The 20,399-nt window shown below is 68.2% G+C and carries 15 protein-coding genes; 7 read left to right on the top strand and 8 right to left on the bottom strand.

Features of this window, described 5'->3' with window-relative positions; genetic code table 11:
- The first annotated feature begins 387 nt into the window (after positions 1-387).
- The 5 genes from BN1056_RS11055 to BN1056_RS11075 all read left to right on the top strand — a co-directional run bounded on the left by BN1056_RS11055 (position 388) and on the right by BN1056_RS11075 (position 4,643).
- Positions 388-1,512: a Gfo/Idh/MocA family protein gene (locus BN1056_RS11055; protein WP_073328946.1), complete on the top strand. Its 1,125-nt coding sequence runs from the start codon at positions 388-390 to the stop codon at positions 1,510-1,512.
- A 219-nt stretch (positions 1,513-1,731) separates the two neighbouring features.
- Positions 1,732-2,748 carry a sugar phosphate isomerase/epimerase family protein gene (locus BN1056_RS11060; RefSeq protein WP_210581220.1) on the top strand — a complete coding sequence of 339 codons (1,017 nt, stop codon included), beginning with the start codon at positions 1,732-1,734 and terminating at the stop codon, positions 2,746-2,748.
- 1 nt (position 2,749) lies between these two features.
- Positions 2,750-3,142, top strand: a complete 393-nt coding sequence (locus BN1056_RS11065) for a C-glycoside deglycosidase beta subunit domain-containing protein (RefSeq protein WP_073328951.1) — start codon at positions 2,750-2,752, stop codon at positions 3,140-3,142.
- Positions 3,143-3,204: 62 nt separating this feature from the next.
- Positions 3,205-3,627, top strand: a complete 423-nt coding sequence (locus BN1056_RS11070; protein WP_108968708.1) for a C-glycoside deglycosidase beta subunit domain-containing protein — start codon at positions 3,205-3,207, stop codon at positions 3,625-3,627.
- 14 nt (positions 3,628-3,641) lie between these two features.
- Complete coding sequence (locus BN1056_RS11075) at positions 3,642-4,643, top strand: TIM barrel protein (protein WP_210581222.1); 1,002 nt, start codon at positions 3,642-3,644, stop codon at positions 4,641-4,643.
- A gap of 854 nt (positions 4,644-5,497) precedes the next feature.
- Here BN1056_RS11075 and BN1056_RS11080 read toward each other — a convergent pair.
- The 6 genes from BN1056_RS11080 to BN1056_RS11105 all read right to left on the bottom strand — a co-directional run bounded on the left by BN1056_RS11080 (position 5,498) and on the right by BN1056_RS11105 (position 14,141).
- Positions 5,498-7,423 carry an ABC transporter ATP-binding protein gene (locus BN1056_RS11080; protein ID WP_210581244.1) on the bottom strand — a complete coding sequence of 642 codons (1,926 nt, stop codon included), beginning with the start codon at positions 7,421-7,423 and terminating at the stop codon, positions 5,498-5,500.
- Positions 7,424-7,458: 35 nt separating this feature from the next.
- Positions 7,459-9,210 (bottom strand): ABC transporter ATP-binding protein, encoded by a 1,752-nt coding sequence (locus BN1056_RS11085; protein ID WP_210581224.1) that lies wholly within the window; start codon positions 9,208-9,210, stop codon positions 7,459-7,461.
- Positions 9,211-9,335: 125 nt separating this feature from the next.
- Entirely contained in the window at positions 9,336-9,932 is a 597-nt protein-coding gene (locus BN1056_RS11090; protein WP_210581226.1) for a TMEM175 family protein, read from the bottom strand.
- 146 nt (positions 9,933-10,078) lie between these two features.
- Positions 10,079-10,258 carry a hypothetical protein gene (locus tag BN1056_RS11095; RefSeq protein WP_210581228.1) on the bottom strand — a complete coding sequence of 60 codons (180 nt, stop codon included), beginning with the start codon at positions 10,256-10,258 and terminating at the stop codon, positions 10,079-10,081.
- A 235-nt stretch (positions 10,259-10,493) separates the two neighbouring features.
- Entirely contained in the window at positions 10,494-11,669 is a 1,176-nt protein-coding gene (locus BN1056_RS11100) for a low temperature requirement protein A (protein WP_210581230.1), read from the bottom strand.
- Positions 11,670-12,410: 741 nt separating this feature from the next.
- A complete protein-coding gene (locus BN1056_RS11105; protein WP_210581232.1) occupies positions 12,411-14,141 on the bottom strand; it encodes a GMC oxidoreductase in 1,731 nt (576 codons plus the stop codon).
- A gap of 288 nt (positions 14,142-14,429) precedes the next feature.
- On the opposite strand from BN1056_RS11105, the gene BN1056_RS14985 reads away from it, so the two are divergent.
- Positions 14,430-15,095 (top strand): sugar O-acetyltransferase, encoded by a 666-nt coding sequence (locus BN1056_RS14985; protein WP_280516465.1) that lies wholly within the window; start codon positions 14,430-14,432, stop codon positions 15,093-15,095.
- 163 nt (positions 15,096-15,258) lie between these two features.
- Positions 15,259-16,758 carry a DHA2 family efflux MFS transporter permease subunit gene (locus BN1056_RS11115; RefSeq protein ID WP_210581234.1) on the top strand — a complete coding sequence of 500 codons (1,500 nt, stop codon included), beginning with the start codon at positions 15,259-15,261 and terminating at the stop codon, positions 16,756-16,758.
- A gap of 47 nt (positions 16,759-16,805) precedes the next feature.
- On the opposite strand, the gene BN1056_RS11120 is transcribed toward BN1056_RS11115, so the two are convergent.
- Both BN1056_RS11120 and BN1056_RS11125 read right to left on the bottom strand, forming a co-directional pair.
- The gene (locus tag BN1056_RS11120) at positions 16,806-19,178 is read right to left on the bottom strand and encodes a prolyl oligopeptidase family serine peptidase (protein WP_244671674.1); all 2,373 of its coding nucleotides are present in this window, start codon (positions 19,176-19,178) and stop codon (positions 16,806-16,808) included.
- A gap of 22 nt (positions 19,179-19,200) precedes the next feature.
- On the bottom strand, positions 19,201-20,301 hold the full coding sequence (locus tag BN1056_RS11125) for a Gfo/Idh/MocA family oxidoreductase (RefSeq protein ID WP_210581236.1): 1,101 nt from the start codon (positions 20,299-20,301) through the stop codon (positions 19,201-19,203).
- Positions 20,302-20,399: the final 98 nt, after the last annotated feature.

Genomic DNA, 20,399 nt, shown 5'->3' on the forward strand with positions numbered 1-20,399 from the left:
GTCCTGAGGCAGAACTGTCACCGATGTCCTGAGACATAACAGGGAACCGGGGGTGAACGTTTATGCCGGATTTGGACATTCCGGGTCGTCAACCGCCGCCACCCCGCCCCGTCACTGCCAACCCCGCACCGGCGGCGGAGACCCTATCGGTGACGAGGGCTGGGGGATGGGACAGATCAACGCCTGCACCGGCTACCGGTCCCCTCTGCCGGCGGGTGCGTGGGGCCGACGCTGACTGCCACTTATGCACGCACGAGGCGCAAGTGTGCGTGTGTGGGCTTGGGTTCGGCTGTGGCGGCCGAGTTGAATCGATCCTGTGAGGCGGGAACGCATCCTGCCGGGCCCAGCCACCGCCGGCGGGCTCAACCCGAACACAGGAGTTCAGACATGAGCAAGAAGCTTCGCATCGGCATCGTGGGCCTGGGATTCATCGGAACCCAGAAGCACCTGGTGGGCCTGGCGCAGCACAAGGACAAGTGCGAGATCGTCGCCTTCTGCGACTTCGACATTGAGCGCGCCGAGGCCGGCAAGGCTCAATGGGGCAACACGGACGCCTACACCACCACCGATTACAAGGACCTCGTGAACGACGACTCGATCGACGTCATCCACGTGTGCACTTGGAACGCGAACCACTGCGAGATCACCTGCGCCGCCCTGGAGGCCGGCAAGCACGTCATGGTGGAGAAGCCCATGGCCGTCACCGGCGAGGACGCCCGCAAGATGCGCGACACCGCCAAGCGCACTGGCAAGAAGCTGACCGTCGGCTTCCAGTACCGCCAGCGCGAGGAGTACCAGTTCCTCAAGGCCCTGGCCGACGAGGGCAAGTTCGGCGAGATCTACGCCGCCAAGGCCCACGCCACCCGCCGTCGCGGCGTGCCGATCTGGGGCGTGTTCACCGACAAGACCAAGCAGGGCGGTGGCCCGCTCATCGACCTGGGCGGTCACTCCATCGACGTCGCCCTGTGGCTGATGAACAACTACGACGTCGCCTCCGTGACCGGCGTGGTCAACTACAAGCTGGCCGACAAGCCCGAGGGCAACATCGGCGGCGAATGGGACCCGGCCACCTACGAGGTCGAGGACTCCGCCTTCGGCTTCGTCACCTTCAAGAACGGCGCCTCCCTGTTCGTCGAGGCCTCCTGGGCCCTGAACATCAAGGCCGCCCGCGAGGGCTGCATCACCATCATGGGCACCGAGGCCGGTGCCGAGACCATCCAGGACCCGGCCGGCTCGGCCAACCTGATCGTCGACGTCAACTCCATCGAGGGCGGTAGGCAGGTCAACACCGGCTTCGGCGAGGGTGGCGCCTACTTCTCCGCCGGTGCCGCCGGCGAGGCCCAGACCGGCTTCGCCTACATGGGCGGCCTAGAGGCCGGCCTGTGGCTCGACGCCATCCTGAACGACACCGAGCCCTACGTGACCGCGGACCAGGCGGTCGTCGTCACCGAGATCCTCGACGGCATCTACAAGTCCGCGGCCCAGGGCGGCAAGCCCGTCTACTTCGACTGACGGCCCGACGGCGTCGCTTACCCGGCCCGACAGTGTCGCCCGCCCGCTCGACGCCGTCGCCCCTGCCGCAGTCCTAATCCATCAATACCCGCCGCACCGTCCCGGCCGCGCCCTTGGGCGCAGCCTGACGGACAGCAACAGGTTCGGCCCCGGTCCCCACCGCGGGGCCGGGGCCGAACCACACTCACCCGCAATCCGCACTCAGAGAGGAGCGCATCAATGACCTCACAGATCAAACGCGGAGTCAGCCTGTACTCGTACCAGCACGAATACGTTCACGGCACCATGGACCTCGAGGACTGCGTCGCCGCAGCCGCCAAGGAGGGCGCGCTTGGCATCGAGACCCTAGGCGAGCAGATGATCCCCGGATTCCCCTTCCCCGGTCAGCCCGATCTGCCCGACTCCTTCTACTCCTGGTGGCAGGACCTCATGGCGAAGTACGGCACCACGCCGACTGTCCACGACATGTTCCTGGACACCAAGCGCTACCGCGGCCGCCTGCTCAACCACTCCGAAATGGTCGACTCCCTCAAACGGGACATCCGGCACACCGCCAAGCTCGGCGCCAAGGGCATCCGCATCATCGTCAACACCCCGCCCGAGGTCGTCGAGTCCGCCGCCCCCTACGCGCGCGACCACGGCGTGTGGATGGGTGTGGAGGTCCACTCCCCATACTCCTTCGAGGACGACTGGATCAAGCGGCATCTGGAGGTCGCCGCGCGCGTGGGTTCCGACGTCGTCGGCTGCGTGCCGGACATGGGCATCTTCGTCCATAAGCTGCCGCGCGTCGTCGTCGACCGGGCCCTGCGCGACGGCGCCGACCCGGAGCTGGCCCGCGAGATCGTGGACACCTACAACTCTCACGGCGACACCCAGGCCCTCTTCGACCGCCTGGAGCGGCAGGGCGTCGACGGTGTCACCCTGGGCCTGGCCCGCAACGGCATCCACATGATCGCCCAACCCGTGGACTGCCTGCGCGACCACGCCGAGTTCATCAAGCACATCCACGCCAAGTTCTACGAGATGCACCAGGTGGAGGGCTTCGACTACTGGCACGAGTACTCCATCCCCTACCACGAGATCGTCCCCGTCCTGGACGAGATCGGCTACGACGGCTACCTCTCCAGCGAGTACGAGGGAAACCGCCACATCGAGGACGCCGAGCCCGTCGACTCCGTCACGCAGGTCGCCGCCCACCAGAACATGCTCAAGGCACTGATCGGGAAGGAGAACTGACATGTTCGACGAGATGATCATTCGCGAGGGAAGCGTCCGCAACGTCACCGGCCCCGACGGCGAGGTGGTGGGCTTCTCCTTCGAGGCCCACATCCCCTACTACCGCGGCCTGGGACTGTCCATGATCGAGACGCCCGACGTCGTCGTCGACGGCGAGGCGGTGCCCGCGGAGGATCTGCGCTTCACCTACGACGGCGTGACCCGCACCTTCGCCGAGCTCGCCGACGTCTCGGACGTGCGCTGGGAGCTGCGCACCTTCGCGACCATCACGGTGCTGCGGCCCGGCGGCCTGACCCCCGGCGAGCACGACGTGCACGTGAACCTGCGCCTGCGCGTGTCCTACCTGCCGTTCGTCTCCGAGAACCGCTTCACCCGCAGGGTCGCGGTGGCCTAAACAGTGTCACCTCACTGCTGCCTCACTAGCTACCAAACTCGAACCAACCGAAGGATTCACACATGCCCACCAAATTCATGAAGCTCGGCTTCGACGAGCAGGTGCTGCGCCGGCTCGCCAACGACTCCGACGGCTACGTCCTCGACGTCGGCCTCAACTACTACCGCGGCACCCCGATCTCCGCCGTCGAGCGGATGGAACTGAGCGTCGACGGCGAGCGGGTCGACGACGACCGCATCCTGGTGGAGATCAACGGCAAGTTCCTGCGCCTTAAGCAGGTGCCGCTGGCCTTCACCGAGTACTGGGGCGTCAAGACCCCGATCCGCCTGCACGTGACCGGCGAGCCGCTGGCGGCCGGGCCGCACGACGTCGACTTCGTGTGCGAGGCGCGCGTCGTCTACATGCAATTCGCCCCCGGCGTCTACGGAATGTTCGACGCCTCCGCATCCGCCACCCTCACCGTGGCCGAGAACTCTGAGAACTGAGGAGCAAGACCACCATGGCAACGATCAACGGCATTGAACAGGGCATTTCCTGCTACAGCTACACCCAGGAGTTCATCGAGAACGAGGACTGGAGCATCGACACGATCTTCGAGCACGTCGCCGCCAAGGGCGTCAGCAAGGTGGAGCTGGTCGGCGCCCAGACCTTCCAGCAGTACCCCACCCCGCGGCCCGAGGAGATCGACGCGGTGCTGGCCGCCGGCGCGAAGCACGGTGTGGAGGTCTTCTCCTACGGCGGTTACGTGGACCTGGGACGCATCACGGGCTACCAGATGAGCCGGGAGGACATCCTCTCCGACATCCGCCTGGACATCATGACCGCCCGCAGCCTCGGCGCGAAGTATCTGCGCGCCACCGGCTTCGAGCCGGAGCTCGCCCCCGCCGTCAACGACCTCGCCGAGCGCTACGGCGTGCAGATCGGCTTCGAGATCCACGCCCCGCACACCCCGGCCGACGCCACCACCCGCGGTTTCATGGAGACGATCGAGAAGAACCGGCTCGAGTCCTTCGGTCTGGTGCCCGACTTCGGCATGTTCATTGAGCGGCCCACCGAGATCGCCATCAACCGCTACGTGGGCCTGGGTGCCAAGCGGGAGACCCTCGACTGGATCATCGCCAACCGCCACAACGGCATGACCGAGGAGGAGATGCAGGAGCACGTCGCCAAGAACATGGGCGGCGGCGAGGGGGAGAAGGTCGCCATCTCCGAATGGTTCGGCTACCTGTCCTTCGCGCCGGCGGAGCTCGACTCCTTCGCCGCGATGGTGCCGTATGTGAAGTACGTGCACGGCAAGTTCTACCACCTGGAACTCGACGCGGACGGCAAGGTCTTCGAGCCGACGATCCCGTATGAGAAGGCGCTGTCCATCCTGGCCGACGGCGGCTTCCAGGGCGCCTTCATCTCCGAGTATGAGGGCCACGCCTTCTACCTCAACGACGCCGACGAGCAGCTCGACCGCCACCTGACCCTCGGGAAGAGCATCCTCGAGAGCCTGTGACGGGCGGTCCCGACAAGTGCGGGCGTCGCCTCGGTGAGAGGGGCGGGCGCCGGTTGGTTGCATTGACGCAGCCGTCGGCCCCGCCCCCTCTCGCCGAGATCGGTAGTTGTTACGTACCGAGGTCGGTTGAAAAGGACGGCTGCTCTGGCAATTGGGGCGGTGAAAATGGGCTCTTCCGGTTCGAGGGCGTGGTGTTTCCAGCTCGGGTTGCGCGGTGTGGCTTGGTGGTCGGGGCGATGAGGTCGTCGTCGGGCCGGCGGGGACGCTCTTGCCGCAGGCAGCACGGTCGTCGATGGGGATCATCTGCAACGCCACTTCGGGGTTAACAACGCTACTTAACGGTCTGTTGAAGGGCGCTGAGGTATACAGCAGACGGTTAAGTAGCGTTGTTAACGTCCAACCGGCGCAGCAGACACCCACCCTGGCACAATCACCACACCCACAAACCGGAAGGGCTGAATAGGCTCTTCCGGTTTGGGGGGTGGGTGGGCGGGTGTGGGTGGTGTTGGCGTTGGGTGGTTGGTGGGTCGTTAGGGTCCGGTCGAGTGGGTACTCCCGGGAGCGGCGCACGCTCAGTCAGCTTGCCGCTCTGACCGGACAGCGAGTTTTGCCCGGTATTTCAACGTTCTTGGTTTTGGGTCTAAGGAGGCCGGTCGGCTCCCACGTGCGCCGCGGGGGTCGGCGCACAGGGGAGCCGAACGCCCCGTTCATCGCCTGACGTGTTTTCCGCATGATTCCGCCCCCACACCCCCAAACCGGAAGCGCCGGTTTTGGTCGATATGGCTCATCCCCGTAACCATATCTACCGACCTCGGTACGTAAGATCTACCGACCTCGGCGGCGGGGAAGCGGGATCACTCCAGCTCGAAGGCGCCGGTGTAGAGCTGGTAGTAGGTGCCGCGCTGCTCGATCAGCTGGTCGTGGCTGCCGCGCTCGATGATGCGGCCGTGGTCCAGCACCATGATTGCGTCCGAGTTGCGCACCGTGGACAGCCGGTGGGCGATCACGAACACCGTTCGCCCCCGCATGAGGTTGTCCATGCCGGCCTGCACCAGCGCCTCGGTGCGGGTGTCGATGGAGCTGGTCGCCTCGTCCAGGATCATCACCGGTGGGTCGGCGACGGCGGCGCGCGCGATCGACAGCAGCTGCGCCTGCCCCTGGGACAGGCTCGAGCTGTCGCCCGAGATCACCGTCTGATACCCGTGCGGCAGGCGCCGGATGAAGCCGTCCGCGTTCGCCAGCTTCGCCGCCTCGATGCACTCCGCATCGGTGGCGTCCAGGCGCCCGTAGCGGATGTTGTCCATGACCGTGCCGGTGAACAGGCGCACGTCCTGCAGCACCACGCCCAGTGAGCGGCGCAGGTCCGCCTTGGCGATCTTGTTGATGTTGATGCCGTCGTAGCGGATCTTGCCGTCGTCGATGTCGTAGAAGCGGTTGATCAGGTTGGTGATCGTGGTCTTCCCGGCGCCGGTGGCGCCCACGAAGGCGATCTTCTGCCCCGGCTCGGCCCACAGGGAGACGTCGTGGAGAACCTCCTTGACGCCGTCGTAGGAGAAGTCGACGTGCTTCATGACGATCTCACCGCGCAGCCGCGTGTAGGTGACGGTGCCGTCCGCCTGGTGGGGGTGGCGCCAGGCCCACACGTCGGTCTTGTGGTCCGCGGGCTGAACACCGCCGTCGGCCGTCTCGACGGCGTCGACCAGACCCACATAACCGCCGTCCTGCTCGGGCTGCTCGTCGATCAGGGCGAAGACCCGGCCGGCGCCGGCCAGGCCCATGGCGATCAGCGCCACCTGCTGGGAGGCCTGGTTGATGGTCTGGGACAGCTGCCGCACCATCGTCAGGTAGGAGACGATGATGCCGACGGTGATGGTGCCCATACCGGCGAAGCCGATGTTGGTCACCTGCAGCTGAATGAGCAGGCCACCCACCATGGCGATCAGGACGTAGAGCAGATTGCCGAGGTTGCCCATGACGGGCCCGAGGATGTTGCCGTACTGGTTGGCCTTCTCCGAGTCGGCGAACAGCTGCCGGTTAAGGGCGTCGAAGTCGGCCTTGGCGGCCTCCTCGTGGTTGAAGACCTGGACCACCTTCTGCCCGCCCATGATCTCCTCGACGAAGCCCTCCTCGGTGGCCAGCGACTGCTGCTGGGCGACCATGTAGCGCGACGAGTTCCCACCCAGGTAGCGGGTGGCGCCGACCATGATCGCGGCGACGACCAGTACCAGAATCGTCAGCCACAGGCTGTAGTAGAGCATCATCGCCAGCATGGCGGTGAGGGTCAGGGCGGACTGGATCAGGGTGGGTACCGACTGGCCGATCAGCTGGCGCACCGCGTCGGTGTCATTGGTGTAGGTCGACATGATCGCGCCGTGGGCGTGGGTGTCGAAGTACTTGATCGGTAGGGACTGCATGCGGTCGAACATGTCGTCACGCATGTGCTTGAGCGAGCCCTGCGTTACCACCGCCATGATGCGCGCGTACAGGAAGTTGGTGAGCACGCCGAGCGCGTAGACCACGCCCATGGCGGTGATGATCCGCACCAGCGTGGGCATTACGGCGTCCAGGCCGGTGCTCAGCCCGGGGGTGATCACCTCGTCGACCACCCGCTGCATGAAGATCGAGGCGACGGTGGAGGCCACCGAGGCGATCACGATGCTGACGGCGACGACGATCAACTGCCACGGGTAGTAGTGGAAGACATAGGCCAGCAGCCGGCGGGCCGGGTGTTCGATATGTGGCAGGTCGTGCGGGTCCGGTTGGTCGGCGTCGGGCCGCAGGTCCCGGGGCTGCTGATTGCGGGTGCGCGCCACGGTCACGCCACCTCCTGCGTCTGGCTGGTGCGGTTCTGGGACTCGTAGATCTGCTGGTACTCGCCGCCCAGGGCCATCAGCTCCGCATGCGTGCCGCGCTCCAGGATGCGGCCGTCGTCGAGGACGATGATCTGGTCGGCGTGCTCCACGGAACTCAGGCGCTGGGCGATGATGATCTTGGTGGTGTCCGGGATCTCCTCGGCGAAGGCGCGGCGGATGAGGGCGTCCGTGCGGGTGTCGACGGCGGAGGTCGAGTCGTCCAGGATCAAGATCTGCGGCTTCTTCAGCAGGGCGCGGGCGATGCACAGCCGCTGCTTCTGCCCGCCGGAGACGTTGGTGCCTCCCTGCTCGATGCGAGTGTCGTATCCGTCGGGGAACTGACGCACGAACTCGTCGGCCTGGGCCAGCTCGCAGGCGTGGATGAGCTCCGCGTCGGTGGCGTCGGGATCGCCCCAGCGCAGGTTCTCCTTGATGGTGCCGGCGAACAGGACGTTCTTCTGCAGCACGACGGCGACCGCGTCGCGCAGGCTCTCCAGATCGTATTCGCGCACGTCGACGCCGCCCACGCTCACCCGTCCGGAGGTGGCGTCGTACAGGCGGGAGATGAGTTGGATGAGCGTGGTCTTCGCCGAGCCGGTGCCGCCCACGATCCCGAGGGTGGAGCCCGACGGGATCGTCAGGTCGATGCCGTGCAGGACGTCGGCCTCGGCGTCGGCGGCGTAGCGGAAGGAGACTCCCTCGAAGCGGACCTCGCCGTCGGGAACCTCGGTGTGGCCATCGGTGGGGGAGGTGAGGGTGGGGCGGTGCTCGATGACCTCGGCGATGCGGTTGGCGGACTCCACGGACATGGACACCATTACGAAGATGAACGCGAGCATCATCATTGATGCCAGGATCTGCACGCCGTAGGTCATCAGGGAGGAGAACTCGCCGGTGGTCAGCTCGGTCGCGCCGCTGGCCACGACCACCCGGGCGCCCAGGTAGTTGACCAGCATCAGCGCCACGTAGATGAAGAAGACCATGATCGGGCCGTTGAGCGCCAGGATCTTCTCGGCGTAGGTGAAGTCCCTGCGGACCTCCTGGGAGGCGGCGCGGAACTTCGTCTTCTCGTGCTCCTCGGTGACGAAGGACTTCACCACCCGGATCGCGGAGAGGTTCTCCTGCACGGAGTTGTTCAGGGCGTCGTACTTCTTGAAGATGCGCTGGAAGATCGGGAACACGTAGGCGGCGAGGCCAACCAGGGCGCCGCCGAGGAAGGGCAGCATGATGATGAAGATCAGTGCCAGGCGCGCATTGATCGTCAGCGCCATGATGATGGAGAAGATCACCATCAGGGGCACGCGCACGGCCACCCGGATGATCATCTGGTAGGCGTTCTGCACGTTGGTGACGTCGGTGGTCATGCGGGTGACCAGTGACGACGTCGAGAAGCGATCGATGTCCGCGAAGGAGAACTCCTGCACCCGGTAGAACAGGTCCTGGCGCAGGTTGCGGGCCAGGCCGGCGGCGGCGGTGGCGGCGCGCACGCCGGACAGGACGCCGCAGGCGAGCGAGATCATCGCCATCACGACGAGGGCCAGGCCGATCCTCAGGATCGGGCCCATGGAGTTGCCGGTGAGGGTGTCGATCAACTCGGCCATCATCAGGGGCAGGATGCACTCGAGTCCGGCCTCGCCCACCATGAACAGTGGCGCCTGCAACGATGCCTTCCTGTACTCGCGCAGGCTGCGCATGAGTATGCGTACGGTCTTCACAGAGGTCTTCTACCAGCTTCTCGGTAGATTAGGTAGTGGCCTTCATCCGTGATTTGTGCCTGGCGGGGACAACTGTGACGGACTTCGGTGAATGCGGCCGACCTCGGCTAGGGCCGCGCTCGCGCTCAATCCCCGCGGCGCTGCAGATAGGCGATCAGACTGACACAGATGCCGCCCAGGAGCGCCACGGTCATCGCGCGCGGCACCCAGACGGCGGCCAGCACCAGACCGAACGCCTGCAGACCCCACTCCGCCGGAGTCAGCGTGCGGCTGTCGCGGCGCAGCGGAACCAATGCCTCATTGCCCGGGTCGGCGTCTTGCAGCGAGCGGCGCACCGCCACACGGCTGATGGAGGTCAGCAGGAAGACCAGGCCATAGGTGACCTGCGCGGTGCTGTTGCCCGGATTCTGCGCCACCAGCGTCGTGGTGTAGGGGAAGAAGGAGGCGAAGAAGAGCAGCAGCAGGCTCAGGCCGACGGTTCTGCGGGTGATGACCACGGCGGGATCCCAATCCTTGTGCAGCCGCGCCCACAGCAGTCCTAACCACGCGAAGGAGACCGTGTAGGCCAGCAGTTCGTCGTGCAGCGCCCACAGTCCCTCCGGGCTGACCACCTCGGGCTGGGGCAGTTCGAGGATGATGATGGTGATGATGATGGCGAGGACCGCGTCCATGAAGGCGGCGAGCCTCTCCTTGCCCATGGTCACGGGCGGCTTCTTGGTCATGCGGTTTCCTTCGGGGCTCTACTACGCGGGTTCGCCGTCTGCTACGCCACTTAGGGGTCTATTGAATGGCTGCGGGCCGTTCAGTAAACCTCGAACTGGCGTACCCAACGGTGAAGTGGCGTAGCAGACGACTGGGGGCGATGCGGTCAGTTCACCGGTAGCGCCGTCGGCCGGGCGCCGATCGGGGTGTGGCGGCGCACACCGGTACCGCGCTCGCCTCGCGCGGTCTGCTCCGCGGCCCGAGTCTCCAGCATGGCATTGGTCGACTCCGCAATGAAGCGAATCGTGTTGGCATCCAGTGGTGTGGTGGGGACTAGGACGAACACGCTGGTCCTTTCAGGAGAAGGAATCCACGCCCGTCGTCGAAGTGGACGTGGACGGGGCCGGTCCACACCGTGCGCGCCCGGGAACGGTGCCGGGGCACGGCTGACAGGCCGCCGAGCGCACGTTAGCAGCCGCGGGAGGCGTCGTCGTCGGCGCGTACGCGTCATATTCGACGACGGGACCGCCCAGGTGCCCGGGTACGCCGGAGCCCGCTGCGGCGGGCATGTTTGGAGCGGCTCAGCGGAAGTCCTCAAGGGCGGGCAGTCCGGCGGACGTGGGGGACAGGGTCTCCCAGGCAGACACCGCCAGCGTTATGCCGGCGGCGGCGACCAGGGCAGTCCAGCCGGGCAGCGTCGTCGCCGCCAGGGGAGCCAGCAGTGCCGCCGCCAGCATGCCCGCCAGGCGGGAGCGATACAGCCGGGAGAAGACGCGGGCGCGCACATGCAGGAACACCGCCAGGAACGCGGCCACCCCCAGGCACAGCAGCACCGCCATCTTCCAGCCCATGGGCGCCTCGGGCTCCTCCAGCACGCTGTGGAAGCCGGCGGCAATGGCGATGATGCCCCCGATCAGCACCAGATGGCCGTAGACGAGCACCTCGCGTACGACGTCGAAGGGGGTTTGCGCGGTCTCCAGCAGGCGCAGCACCAGGCCGCTGCTGTGGTGGAAGTAGGACCACCACAGGCCGCCCACCATTACGAAGGCCGCCAGCACGGCGACGGCCTGCTGCCAGTCGATGGTCTCGGCCTCGCTCAGCGGCTCACCCATGCCCACCACGGTCTCGCCCAGGGCCACGATGACCAGCAGGCCGAAGCGCTCGACGACGTGTTCGGCGTCGTAGCGCAGGTTCCGCATGCGACGGCGCTGCAATGACGGGCTGACCAGCTCCAGCAGTGCGGCCGCGGCCCACAGCCCCAGCTGTGCGTTGCCGCCGAGCAGCGCCCCGGCCACCAGGAGTGGCCCGGTCGCCACGACCCCCAGCAGGTCGGGGGTGAACACTCGCCAGGAAGTGCCGACCATGCCGACCAGCAGCACGCCGCGGGCCGCCCAGCAGGCCACGGCGAAGGCGAGGGCGTGAGCCCCGAAGGCCTGCGGGACGGTGATGGCGACGGCGAGCGTCACCAGCGCCAGGGCCAGCACCACCAGCCGGTTGCGATTGGTGGTGACGTCGCGCATGCTCGCCTGAATGGAGGTGATGCACCACAGCCAGTAGATGACCGCCAGGACGATGACGCCGTGAATCAGTCCGAGGGCGCCGTCCGCACGCAGCAGGCCGCTGATGCCGGCCACGGCGAACACGTAGACCAGGTCGAGGAACAGCATGACGGTGTCGACCGGGCGGTGCGACGGCACGGGTGAAGACGCGGGTGAAGGCTCGGCTGAAGACGGGACTGGGTCTGCGGAATTCGGCACGGCGCGGATTGTAGATGGGGATCCGGGTGACTCGGGGGTGCCGGGCCCGCGGGGGCGAGCGGCTTCACGGAGTGGCACGGCCACGACAAAGGCCGGAGACCTCGCTGTCTCCGGCCCGATTGCGGTCGCCTCGTCCTGCATTGTGCAGGGGGCGGGATTGTTCGTGATTGCTACTGACGCGGCGCGTTGTCCGGGTCAGGGGCGAGTGGTCACTGCTGCTCGTCGGTGGTCTTCTCGGTGAGGCGGTCGTTGACGGCCTCGGCGATGGCGCGAGCGGTGTTGGCGTCGATGGCGCTGAAGAACATGTGTTGCTCCTTTAGAAGAGTTGAATCGGTGTTGTGTGGTCCGCCGCGCGTTCCCAGCTGGATTGCCCGGATTCGCGGGCCTTCCGAATGGGCGTCCGTGCGGTGGCCGGTGGCAACACGCTATCAACGCGGGCGGCGCGCAAACGTCGCCCGGTCGCGGTGACGCGCACCACCGCGACCGGGAGGTTGGCGGCGGTGGGGTTGGTATTTCAACGAAAACCGGTACCGGCTCGGGGTGGCGGCGGGGCCGCGCGCTTCTGCCCGCACCGGGCATTACGGGGGAGCCAGGTCACTCCGGCCAGAGCGGCGCCGGGCGGTGGGCCGGGGCGACCGGTTGCGGCAGGACCGCGCGGGCGCCGCCTCCGGAACCGGTCCGCCCCGCCGTTGTTGGCGCACCGAATCCGAGGCCGGCCCCGCATGCCCTGTGCCCGCAGGACTACAGCACCACGTCCTGGGTGGGGCGGGTCAACTCCCCGGCCGCGTGTGCACGGGTGATGTAGTCGCAGGCGCGGGCGGTGACCGCCATGATCGTCAGCGCCGGCCCCTCCGTGGAGCCGGTGGGGAAGGAGGCGGCGTCGGTGACGAACAGGTTCGGCACATCCCACGACTGGGCGACGCCGTTGAGCACGCTGGTGGCCGGGTCGTGGCCCATGCGGGCCCCGCCCGCCTCGTGGATGGAGACCCCCATCATCAGGCTCATGCGGATCCCGACCCGGAACATGGCGCGCTGGGCGGGGTTGAAGTCCGGCCACACGTGCTTGGAGTGCACTCCGAAGGTCGAGGCTACGAAGTTGGTCCGGTAGCCGCCGGCCTGCATCATCTCGGTGACGTCCCGCACCGCGGCGGCAACCATGGTGCGGTCGTTGTCGTCCGGACGGCACACAATGTGCGCGGCGGGGATGCCCCACTTGTCCTTCACATGCCGTGAGAGGGCCACGTGGTTGCCGTACTGGGGCAGCATCTCCCCGCCGGCGCCGAAGCCGAACATGGCGGGGGAGTCCTCCGGTACCGGCACCCGCCCGGCCAGTCCTTGGAAGGAGTAGCCGCGCTTGTAGGCCTCGGTCTGGCCGTGCAGGTTCTGGTAGCGGGGGATCAGAAAGCCGCCGGAGTTGCCGTAGAAGGGATCCTCCTCGCACTGGGAGGAGGGACCGAAGTAGCCGGGGCGACGGGCGTCGTCGCCGAAGCCCAGCGTCATGGACTGCTCCATGAGGTAGTGCCCCACCAGCCCGTTGGAGTTCGCCAGCCCGCCCGGGTGACGACTCGACCCGGAGTTCAGCAGCAGCCGCACCGACTCGATCGCCGAGGCGCACAGCATGACCACGTCGCCGGTCACCCGGTGCTCGCGCTTGGTGCGGGCGTCGATGAAGACGGCGCCGGTGGCCAGGCCGGTGCGGGCGTTGGTAGTGATGCGGGAGACGACCGCGCCTGTGCGGATGGTCAGACGGCCGGTCTTGCGGGCCTCGCGGATGCCCGGGGGGACGCGGTCCAGGAAGGGGGCCTGGAAGCGCCAGGAGATCACGTGGCGATCGGGCCACCGGGATTCCACAACCCGCTTGAACTCCTGCTCCATCTCGTTCAGGTGCCCGGGGCCCACGTACCTGCCGGCGGGCGGGTGCTCCACTCCGGGATCGGCGTCGCCGTACACGCCGACGAGCTCCTCCACCCGGTTGTAGTAGGGGGCCAGGTCCGCGTACTCGAAGGGCCAGTCGATGCCGACGCCGTCGAGGCTGGCGGCCTTGAAGTCCACGTCGCTCATGCGCTGCAACACCCGGCCGTAGGCGTGCATGCGGCCACCCAGCAGCCGGGAGCGCACCCACAGGTAGGGGGCGTCGAGAGGGTAGGTGTAGGGGTTGGCCAGGTCGTCCACCAGGAATCGGGAGGAGGAGTCGGAGTAGAAGGAGCGGCGGGCCTGATTGAACTGGTGGCTGCCGAGCATGCGCTTGGCGCGGGTCATGATGTCCATGCCCATGGGCTTGGGCTTGCCGTAAACCGGCGGCGTGAAGTCCTCCTCGGTCAGCTCGCGGCCGGCCTCGAGCAGGAGCACGTCCATGCCGGCGGCGGTCAGCTCGCGCACCGCCGTCGAGCCGGCGGGGCCGGAGCCGATGACGATGGCGTCGAAGTGGCGGTCGATGTTAGGGGAATCCTGCGCCTGGTGCAGGTTGCTCATGGTGTGCACGTCCTTTGTGGGGCCGGCGGAGCCCGCGGTGGCCCCGTCCGGTGATGTTTGATGCGCGTGGCGCCCGCTTGGCGTGGGCGGTCCGACCCGCGGTAGCAGCGCGTCAAGGCGCTGCGAGCCGACTGAAGCCACCGTATGAATCCGCCCCGATGGCGGACAACGCCGCGGCCCCGGGCTTTTGCCCCGCGCGGGCGAAAGCGGTTCTCAGGTCGACGAGAATCGGATGAAAGGCCCGGTAATGTGCGGTTTGCCGTCGGAGGCAGGACGAGGAGGTGCGACATGGACGATCAGGACGCCCGTGCCCGCGCCGGCCTATTGTTCGACACCGCCTGGCCTCCCTACCGCACGCTCAAGGCCCGTGCCCACGACCTGTGCCGTCGCTACAACGCGCTGGACGAACTGGACCCCGCCCGCGCCGAAATCCTGCCGCAGCTCTTCGCCGGCCTCGGCCCGGAGGCATACGTGCGCGGTCCGCTGTACGTCAACTGCGGCTTCCACACGACTATCGGCGCGCGCTTCTTCGCCAACTTCAACCTCACCCTGCTCGACGACGTGCCCGTGGCCATCGGCGACGACGTCCAGCTTGGCCCCGGCGTCACCATCGCCGCCGGCACCCATCCCCTGCTCGCCTCCGAGCGCCGGCACCTGGCCTACCCCGACGGTCACACCGGCGGCGCCGAGTACGGCGACCCCGTCGTCATCGAGGACCGCGTCTGGCTCGGCGCCAACGTCACCGTCATGCCGGGCGTCACCATCGGACACGACGCCGTCGTCGGCGCCGGCAGCCTGGTCACCCAAGACGTGCCCGCAGGCTGGCTCGTCTTCGGCACCCCGGCCCGCCCGATCCGCGAGATCACCGAGGCCGACTCCGTACACAGTCCCACCTCCGCCGTCTACGGGCGACTGAACTCGCAGCGGCGCCCCGCGGGGGCGGACGGGCATTGACCGCCGGGACGGTTCGCCCAGCCCCGGCCCACGGCGCACCGCCCCTCAACGCGCACCGGCCGCGTTCGCCCGAAGCCCCGTGCCGCACGCTCACGCCGCCTCGCAGCCGCACGCGATCGCCGCAGGCCGGGCCTCGTCGCTCCTCATCGAAGAAAGCACACCAATGACTGCGGACTCCCGTATCCCCACTTCTCCCGCCCGTTCGGCGCCCAGCCCCTACCGGGTGGCCGCCGTCGTCATGATCGGCTCATTCATGTCGGTCCTGGACGGCACCATCATCAACGTCGCCATCCCCGCACTGCAACGCCACTTCGCCGCGCCCGACGGCGCCCTGCCCGCATACTCGACGGTGGCCTGGACCGTCACCGGCTACGCGCTCGCGGTGGCGGCAATCATCCCGTTGACCGACTGGGGCCTGAAGCGCATCGGCGCCCGCTGGATGTACATCGGCTCGATCACCCTGTTCACCATCGCCTCCGTGCTGTGCGTCCTCTCCCCGAGCCTCGCCTTCCTGATCGTCATGCGTGTGGTGCAGGGCCTGTGCGGCGGCTGCATCATGCCCGTGGGCACCACCCTGGTCGCTCGCGCCGCCGGCCCGAACAATCTCGGCCGCATGATGAGCCTGATGGGCATCCCCATGTTGATCGCCCCCGTGATGGGGCCGATTCTGGGCGGCTGGCTGGTGGAGGTCGCCTCCTGGCACTGGGTGTTCCTCATTAACCTGCCCTTCGGGGCGGCGGCTGCCGGGCTCGGGCTGTTCCTGCTCCCGCGCGACGACGATCGCGGCACCATCCGCCTGGACGTGCCCGGTGTTGTGCTCATGTCTCCCGGGCTGGCGCTGACGCTGTGGGGCGTGTCCAACGCCGGCGGCGGTGCGGCCATCACCGCGCCGGTGGTGTGGGTGCCGTTGGTGCTGGGGCTGGTGATGGTGGCGGCCTTCGTGCGCCGCAGCCTGCATGCCGAGCGCCCATTGTTGGATCTGACGATCCTGCGGCTGCGCGGTTATCGCAATGCCATCGCGCTGGCGATCTTCTTCCAGGCCGGCTTCACGGCGGACCTGCTGCTCCTGCCCGCCTACTTCCAGCAGGTGCGTGGCCTGGGTGCCATGGCGGCCGGCTTCTTCATCGCGCCCACCGGTTTGGGGGCGCTCGTCTCCATGCCCATCGCCTCCAACCTCGTGGACCGGCTGCCCGCCGGGCGGGTGGTGCCCTTCGGCATGGCGGCCATGTTCGCCTCGGTGCTCGCGCTGACCCAGGTGGGAGCCGACACGAGTCTGTGGTGGCTGGGGGTCGTGCTTACGGTTCAGGGGCTTGGCATCGGCGGCACCATGATGCCGGTGTCGACGGCGGCCCTACAGGCGGTCGATCGCGAGGAGGTAGGCAACGCCACCACCCTGTTCAACATTGGCCAGCAGGTGTTCGGCGCCGTCGGTATTGCGATCGTGTCCGTGCTGCTAGCGCTGTGCCTGGCTGGGACGGACGCGGGCGCGGCGGCGGTGGCCGGCGAGCTGAGCGGGTCGGAGCTGGCGAACGGCCTGGCCCAGGCGGCGGACGCCTTCGGGCGGGCCTTCTGGATGCCGACCGTTTCCATGGGATTGGCGCTGTTCATGGCCTTCCGCCTGCCCATGCGTCGCGAGCGCGCCACCATCCCGGCCACGTCCTGAGGATGCCGGTGTGCGGGGTACTGCAGACCGACCTCGGCACGTAAGATCTACCGACCTCGGCGGGTGTGGCGGCGGGCGAAGTCGTGCATCAGGGCGCTCACGAAGGCCTGCTGGGCGTGGGTGGTACCGCCGCCGTGTCCGCCCGCAGCAGTCTCGAAGTAAGTCACCTTCTGTCCTAGCTGCTCCAGCCGGTGGGCTAGGGCGCGGGCGTGTGCCGGGTGCACGCGGTCGTCCGCCGCCGAGGCCAGCAGCAGCACCGGAGGATAGGCCTGTCCCGTCTGCAACAGATGCAGCGGCGAGTGCTCGCGCAGCCACGCCCACTGCTCCGGATCGTCCGGATCGCCGAACTCCGCCGTCCACGCAGCCCCGGCCGACAGCTGGGTGTACCGGCGCATGTCCGTCAGCGGCGCCTCCAGGACGGCCGCGCCAATTCGCTCCGGGTACCTGGCCAGCACCTCCCCGGTGAGCAGACCGCCGGCCGAGGATCCATACAGGCAGATGTCCTCCGGCGTGGTTACGCCGCGTGCAACCAGCGAGTCCAGCACCGCCGTCAGGTCCTCGACTACCCGCCTCCGCCCCGCGCCGGTGCCCGCCAGATGCCAACCCGGTCCGTACTCACCGCCGCCGCGCGTATTGACCACCACGTAGGTGCCACCCCGTTCCAGCCAGGCCTTCCCGGTGACGGGCTCGTATCCTGGCATAAGCGACTTCCCGAATGCCCCGTAGGCGTGTACAAGCGTCGGCGCCGGCGCCGACGTGGGCCGGCCGATCTGGAAATAGGGCACGCGGGTGCCGTCCGCGCTGGTGGCCAGGTGTTGACTCACCCGTACTCCGCGTGCGTCGAAGCGGGCGGGTGCTTGCCGCACCACCGCCATGCCGGTCATCTCCCCGGACGGGGTCAGCCGGGCGACGGCGAGCGTTGAGGGTGTGGTCCATCCCGACGCCGAGATCCACAGATAGTCGGTATCCGCCGGGCGCAGCGGCGTGGCGGATACCGACAGCAGCGCCCGCCCCGGACGCAGTTCGGTGCCGTCGGTGGTGTGGGTCGCCGGCAGGTCGGCGGCGCCGGTCAGGTCGATCCAGTGGTGGCCCCAGCTGTTCTGGGCGGTGTCCGCATCGGGACCCCCACCCCGTCCGCGCGCGGGCGGCGTGCACACCTCCAGGCGGGTGGCGACGTCGTCGAGCACCGTGAGCACGAGGTGGCCCGCGGTCCAGGCGGTCGACAGCAGCGTGGATGAGGCGGAGGGCGCGAATAGGACCTCCAGCTGGCGACGCCCCGCCAGGAAGTCAGCCAGACCGACGCCCAGCAGGGTGCCGGCCGGATGGGTGACACCGCCCGCCTCCCAGGGGCTGCGCAGCTGAATGGTCAGCCAGTCCCGCCCGACGCCGGCCAGGCTGTCCTCCGGGACCTCCAGCGGGATTGCGCCCGCCGGGACCGTGTCGCCGTCGGGAGTGGCGACCGTGCCGGCGGGGGCCGCACCGTTCAGTGCGGCGCGGGCGGACGCGGCACCGGTGGGGCAGTCGACATCGTCGGGCAGCAGCCAGACGCATGTTTGTTGGAAGCTCGGCATGGTGGTCAGCCAGGTCCGCCCCCACGGGTCGCGGGAGGCGAAGGCGGCGACGGCGTCGCCTCCCGCAGTCACCAGCACCTCCGCCTCGTCCGGTGCCTGCCCGCGCCGCAGACGCCGCACCTGACGCGGGTAGCCCGCCCGAGACACCGTCCCGGGCCCGAAGTCGGCGGAGACGATGACGGACTCGCCCGCGTCGTCGCCCCAGGTCATCGTCCCCTTCGACGTCGGACGGTGGAAGCCGCCGTCGGCCGGTGCGATGAGGCGGCGCGCGTCCAGGTCGTACTCCAGGGTGAGGCTCGCGTCGCCGCCGCCGGGGGAGAGGCAGACCAGCGCGCGGCGGCCGGCGCGCGGACCGGTGGTGAGCACCTGCGCTCCGCCCCAGACCAGATGTTCGCCGCTGCCGCAACCGAGTTCTGCCGGCAGGGCACCGGGCGCGTTCAGCGCCTCGAGGTCGAGCAGGGTCTCCCAGCTTGTGGGGGCGGGGGCCCGGTCGGCACGGGATGGGGCGCCGGCGGCATATGACTCCCAACTGGTGCGGCGCCAGATGCCGTGGGGATGGTCGGCATCGGTCCAGAAGTTGTAGAGCATGCCGGCCCGGTCGGCGACGGCGGGGATCCGGTCCGGGCAGTCCAGCACCGACTTCAGGTCATTGGCCAGGCGCACGAAGTCCGGGGAGGAGGCGTACTCCTGCCTGGTTCGCTCGTTGTGGGCATCTACCCACGCCGTCGCCCGCTCCCCGCCGGCCTCGTAGAGCCAGGCGGGGGCGACGACGTCGTCGGGAGGAGACTCGCTCACGCCGTCGGCCGGCGGGGGCGTGCTCGCTGCGCCGGGTGGGGCGAGGGTGCTCACGGGAGTGCGGCGGGAAAGCCGGTCAGGCCTGCTCGGGGTGGATCACCTCGTGTGTGCGAGAGGACTCCACGATGGCCTCCAGGACCGTCAGGCAACGGATCACCGACTCGTTGGTGATTACCGGCTCGGCGACGCCGTCGACCACGTCGCGGGCGTTGCGATAGAAGTCCATGACATCCACGTCCACCTCGGGCAGCGGCAGCACCTCCACGGGCGGGGTGGTGGAGGCGAGGGCCTTGTAGTCGAGGATGCGCGGAGCCATCGTCTTGGTCAGGCCCACGCCCGCCTGCACGGGGGTGGCGTCGTCCTCCTCGGCGCCGGTGCGGCGCACCATGCGGCCGTTCATCTCCCAGTCCTCAATGACCACGGTGCCGGTGGCGGACTGCATCCAGAACTTCGCCTCCGGCAGGAAGGAGGTGGTGGACACGTCCACCATCGCCCGGAAGCCGTTGGCGAAGGTCAGGTGCGTGCGGAAGCCGTCGTCCACCTCGTGGCCGAGCGCGAAGGACAGCTCTCCGTAGACGTCCACCACGGGGGCGTCCACCATGGTCAGCAGGCGGTCGACGGTGTGCACGCCCCAGTCCAGGATCATGCCGCCGCCGTGCTCCGGCAGCTGCCGCCAGTCGCCGGGGATGCCGCGCGAGCCGTGGATGCGCTGCTCCAAATAGGTGGGGGCGCCGATGAGCTGCTCGTCGTAGATCTTCTTGATGACGTTGAAGTCGGGGTCCCAGCGGCGGTTCTGGTGCACCATGAACATCTTGCCGGTCTCCTCGGCAACGGCGGCGACCTCGCGCATCTCGGCGGCGTTCATCATGGCGGGCTTCTCGCACAGCACGTGCTTGCCGGCGCGCAGCGCGGAGACGGCGTAGTCGTGGTGAGAGTCGTTGGGGGTGCAGATGAAGACGATGTCCACTTCCGCGTCGGCCAGGAGGTCGGCGGCGGAGGCGTACACGTGCAGGCCGTCGGCCTCGGCGTCCTCATTGGCGCGCGGGTCGGTGTCGTAGATGCCGACGACGTCGATGGCGACGTCGTCCAGCGCCCGCAGGTTGCGGGTGTGGTAGACGCCCTGGGTGCCATAGCCGATGACGGCGAGCTTGTGGACAGGGGCGGTTTGCTCGGACACGGTGACCTCCGAAAGTGTTCGCGCAGCGCGGCTGCGGTTCGCCTGCTGCAATTGGCTGCTCGCGGCGACTTCGTTGCCGCCGCCGCGTATACGGCGAC

This window comes from Actinomyces succiniciruminis (genome assembly GCF_900002405.1).
Classification (GTDB): Bacteria; Actinomycetota; Actinomycetes; order Actinomycetales; family Actinomycetaceae; genus Actinomyces; species Actinomyces succiniciruminis.

Excerpts from the sequence above, each read along its gene's own strand:
- BN1056_RS11055 (WP_073328946.1), top strand. The coding sequence starts at position 388 with ATGAGCAAGAAGCTTCGCATCGGCATCGTGGGCCTGGGATTCATCGGA.
- BN1056_RS11060 (WP_210581220.1), top strand. The coding sequence starts at position 1,732 with ATGACCTCACAGATCAAACGCGGAGTCAGCCTGTACTCGTACCAGCAC.
- BN1056_RS11065 (WP_073328951.1), top strand. The coding sequence starts at position 2,750 with ATGTTCGACGAGATGATCATTCGCGAGGGAAGCGTCCGCAACGTCACC.
- BN1056_RS11070 (WP_108968708.1), top strand. The coding sequence starts at position 3,205 with ATGCCCACCAAATTCATGAAGCTCGGCTTCGACGAGCAGGTGCTGCGC.
- BN1056_RS11075 (WP_210581222.1), top strand. The coding sequence starts at position 3,642 with ATGGCAACGATCAACGGCATTGAACAGGGCATTTCCTGCTACAGCTAC.
- BN1056_RS11090 (WP_210581226.1), bottom strand. The coding sequence starts at position 9,932 with ATGACCAAGAAGCCGCCCGTGACCATGGGCAAGGAGAGGCTCGCCGCC.
- BN1056_RS11105 (WP_210581232.1), bottom strand. The coding sequence starts at position 14,141 with ATGAGCAACCTGCACCAGGCGCAGGATTCCCCTAACATCGACCGCCAC.
- BN1056_RS14985 (WP_280516465.1), top strand. The coding sequence starts at position 14,430 with ATGGACGATCAGGACGCCCGTGCCCGCGCCGGCCTATTGTTCGACACC.
- BN1056_RS11115 (WP_210581234.1), top strand. The coding sequence starts at position 15,259 with ATGACTGCGGACTCCCGTATCCCCACTTCTCCCGCCCGTTCGGCGCCC.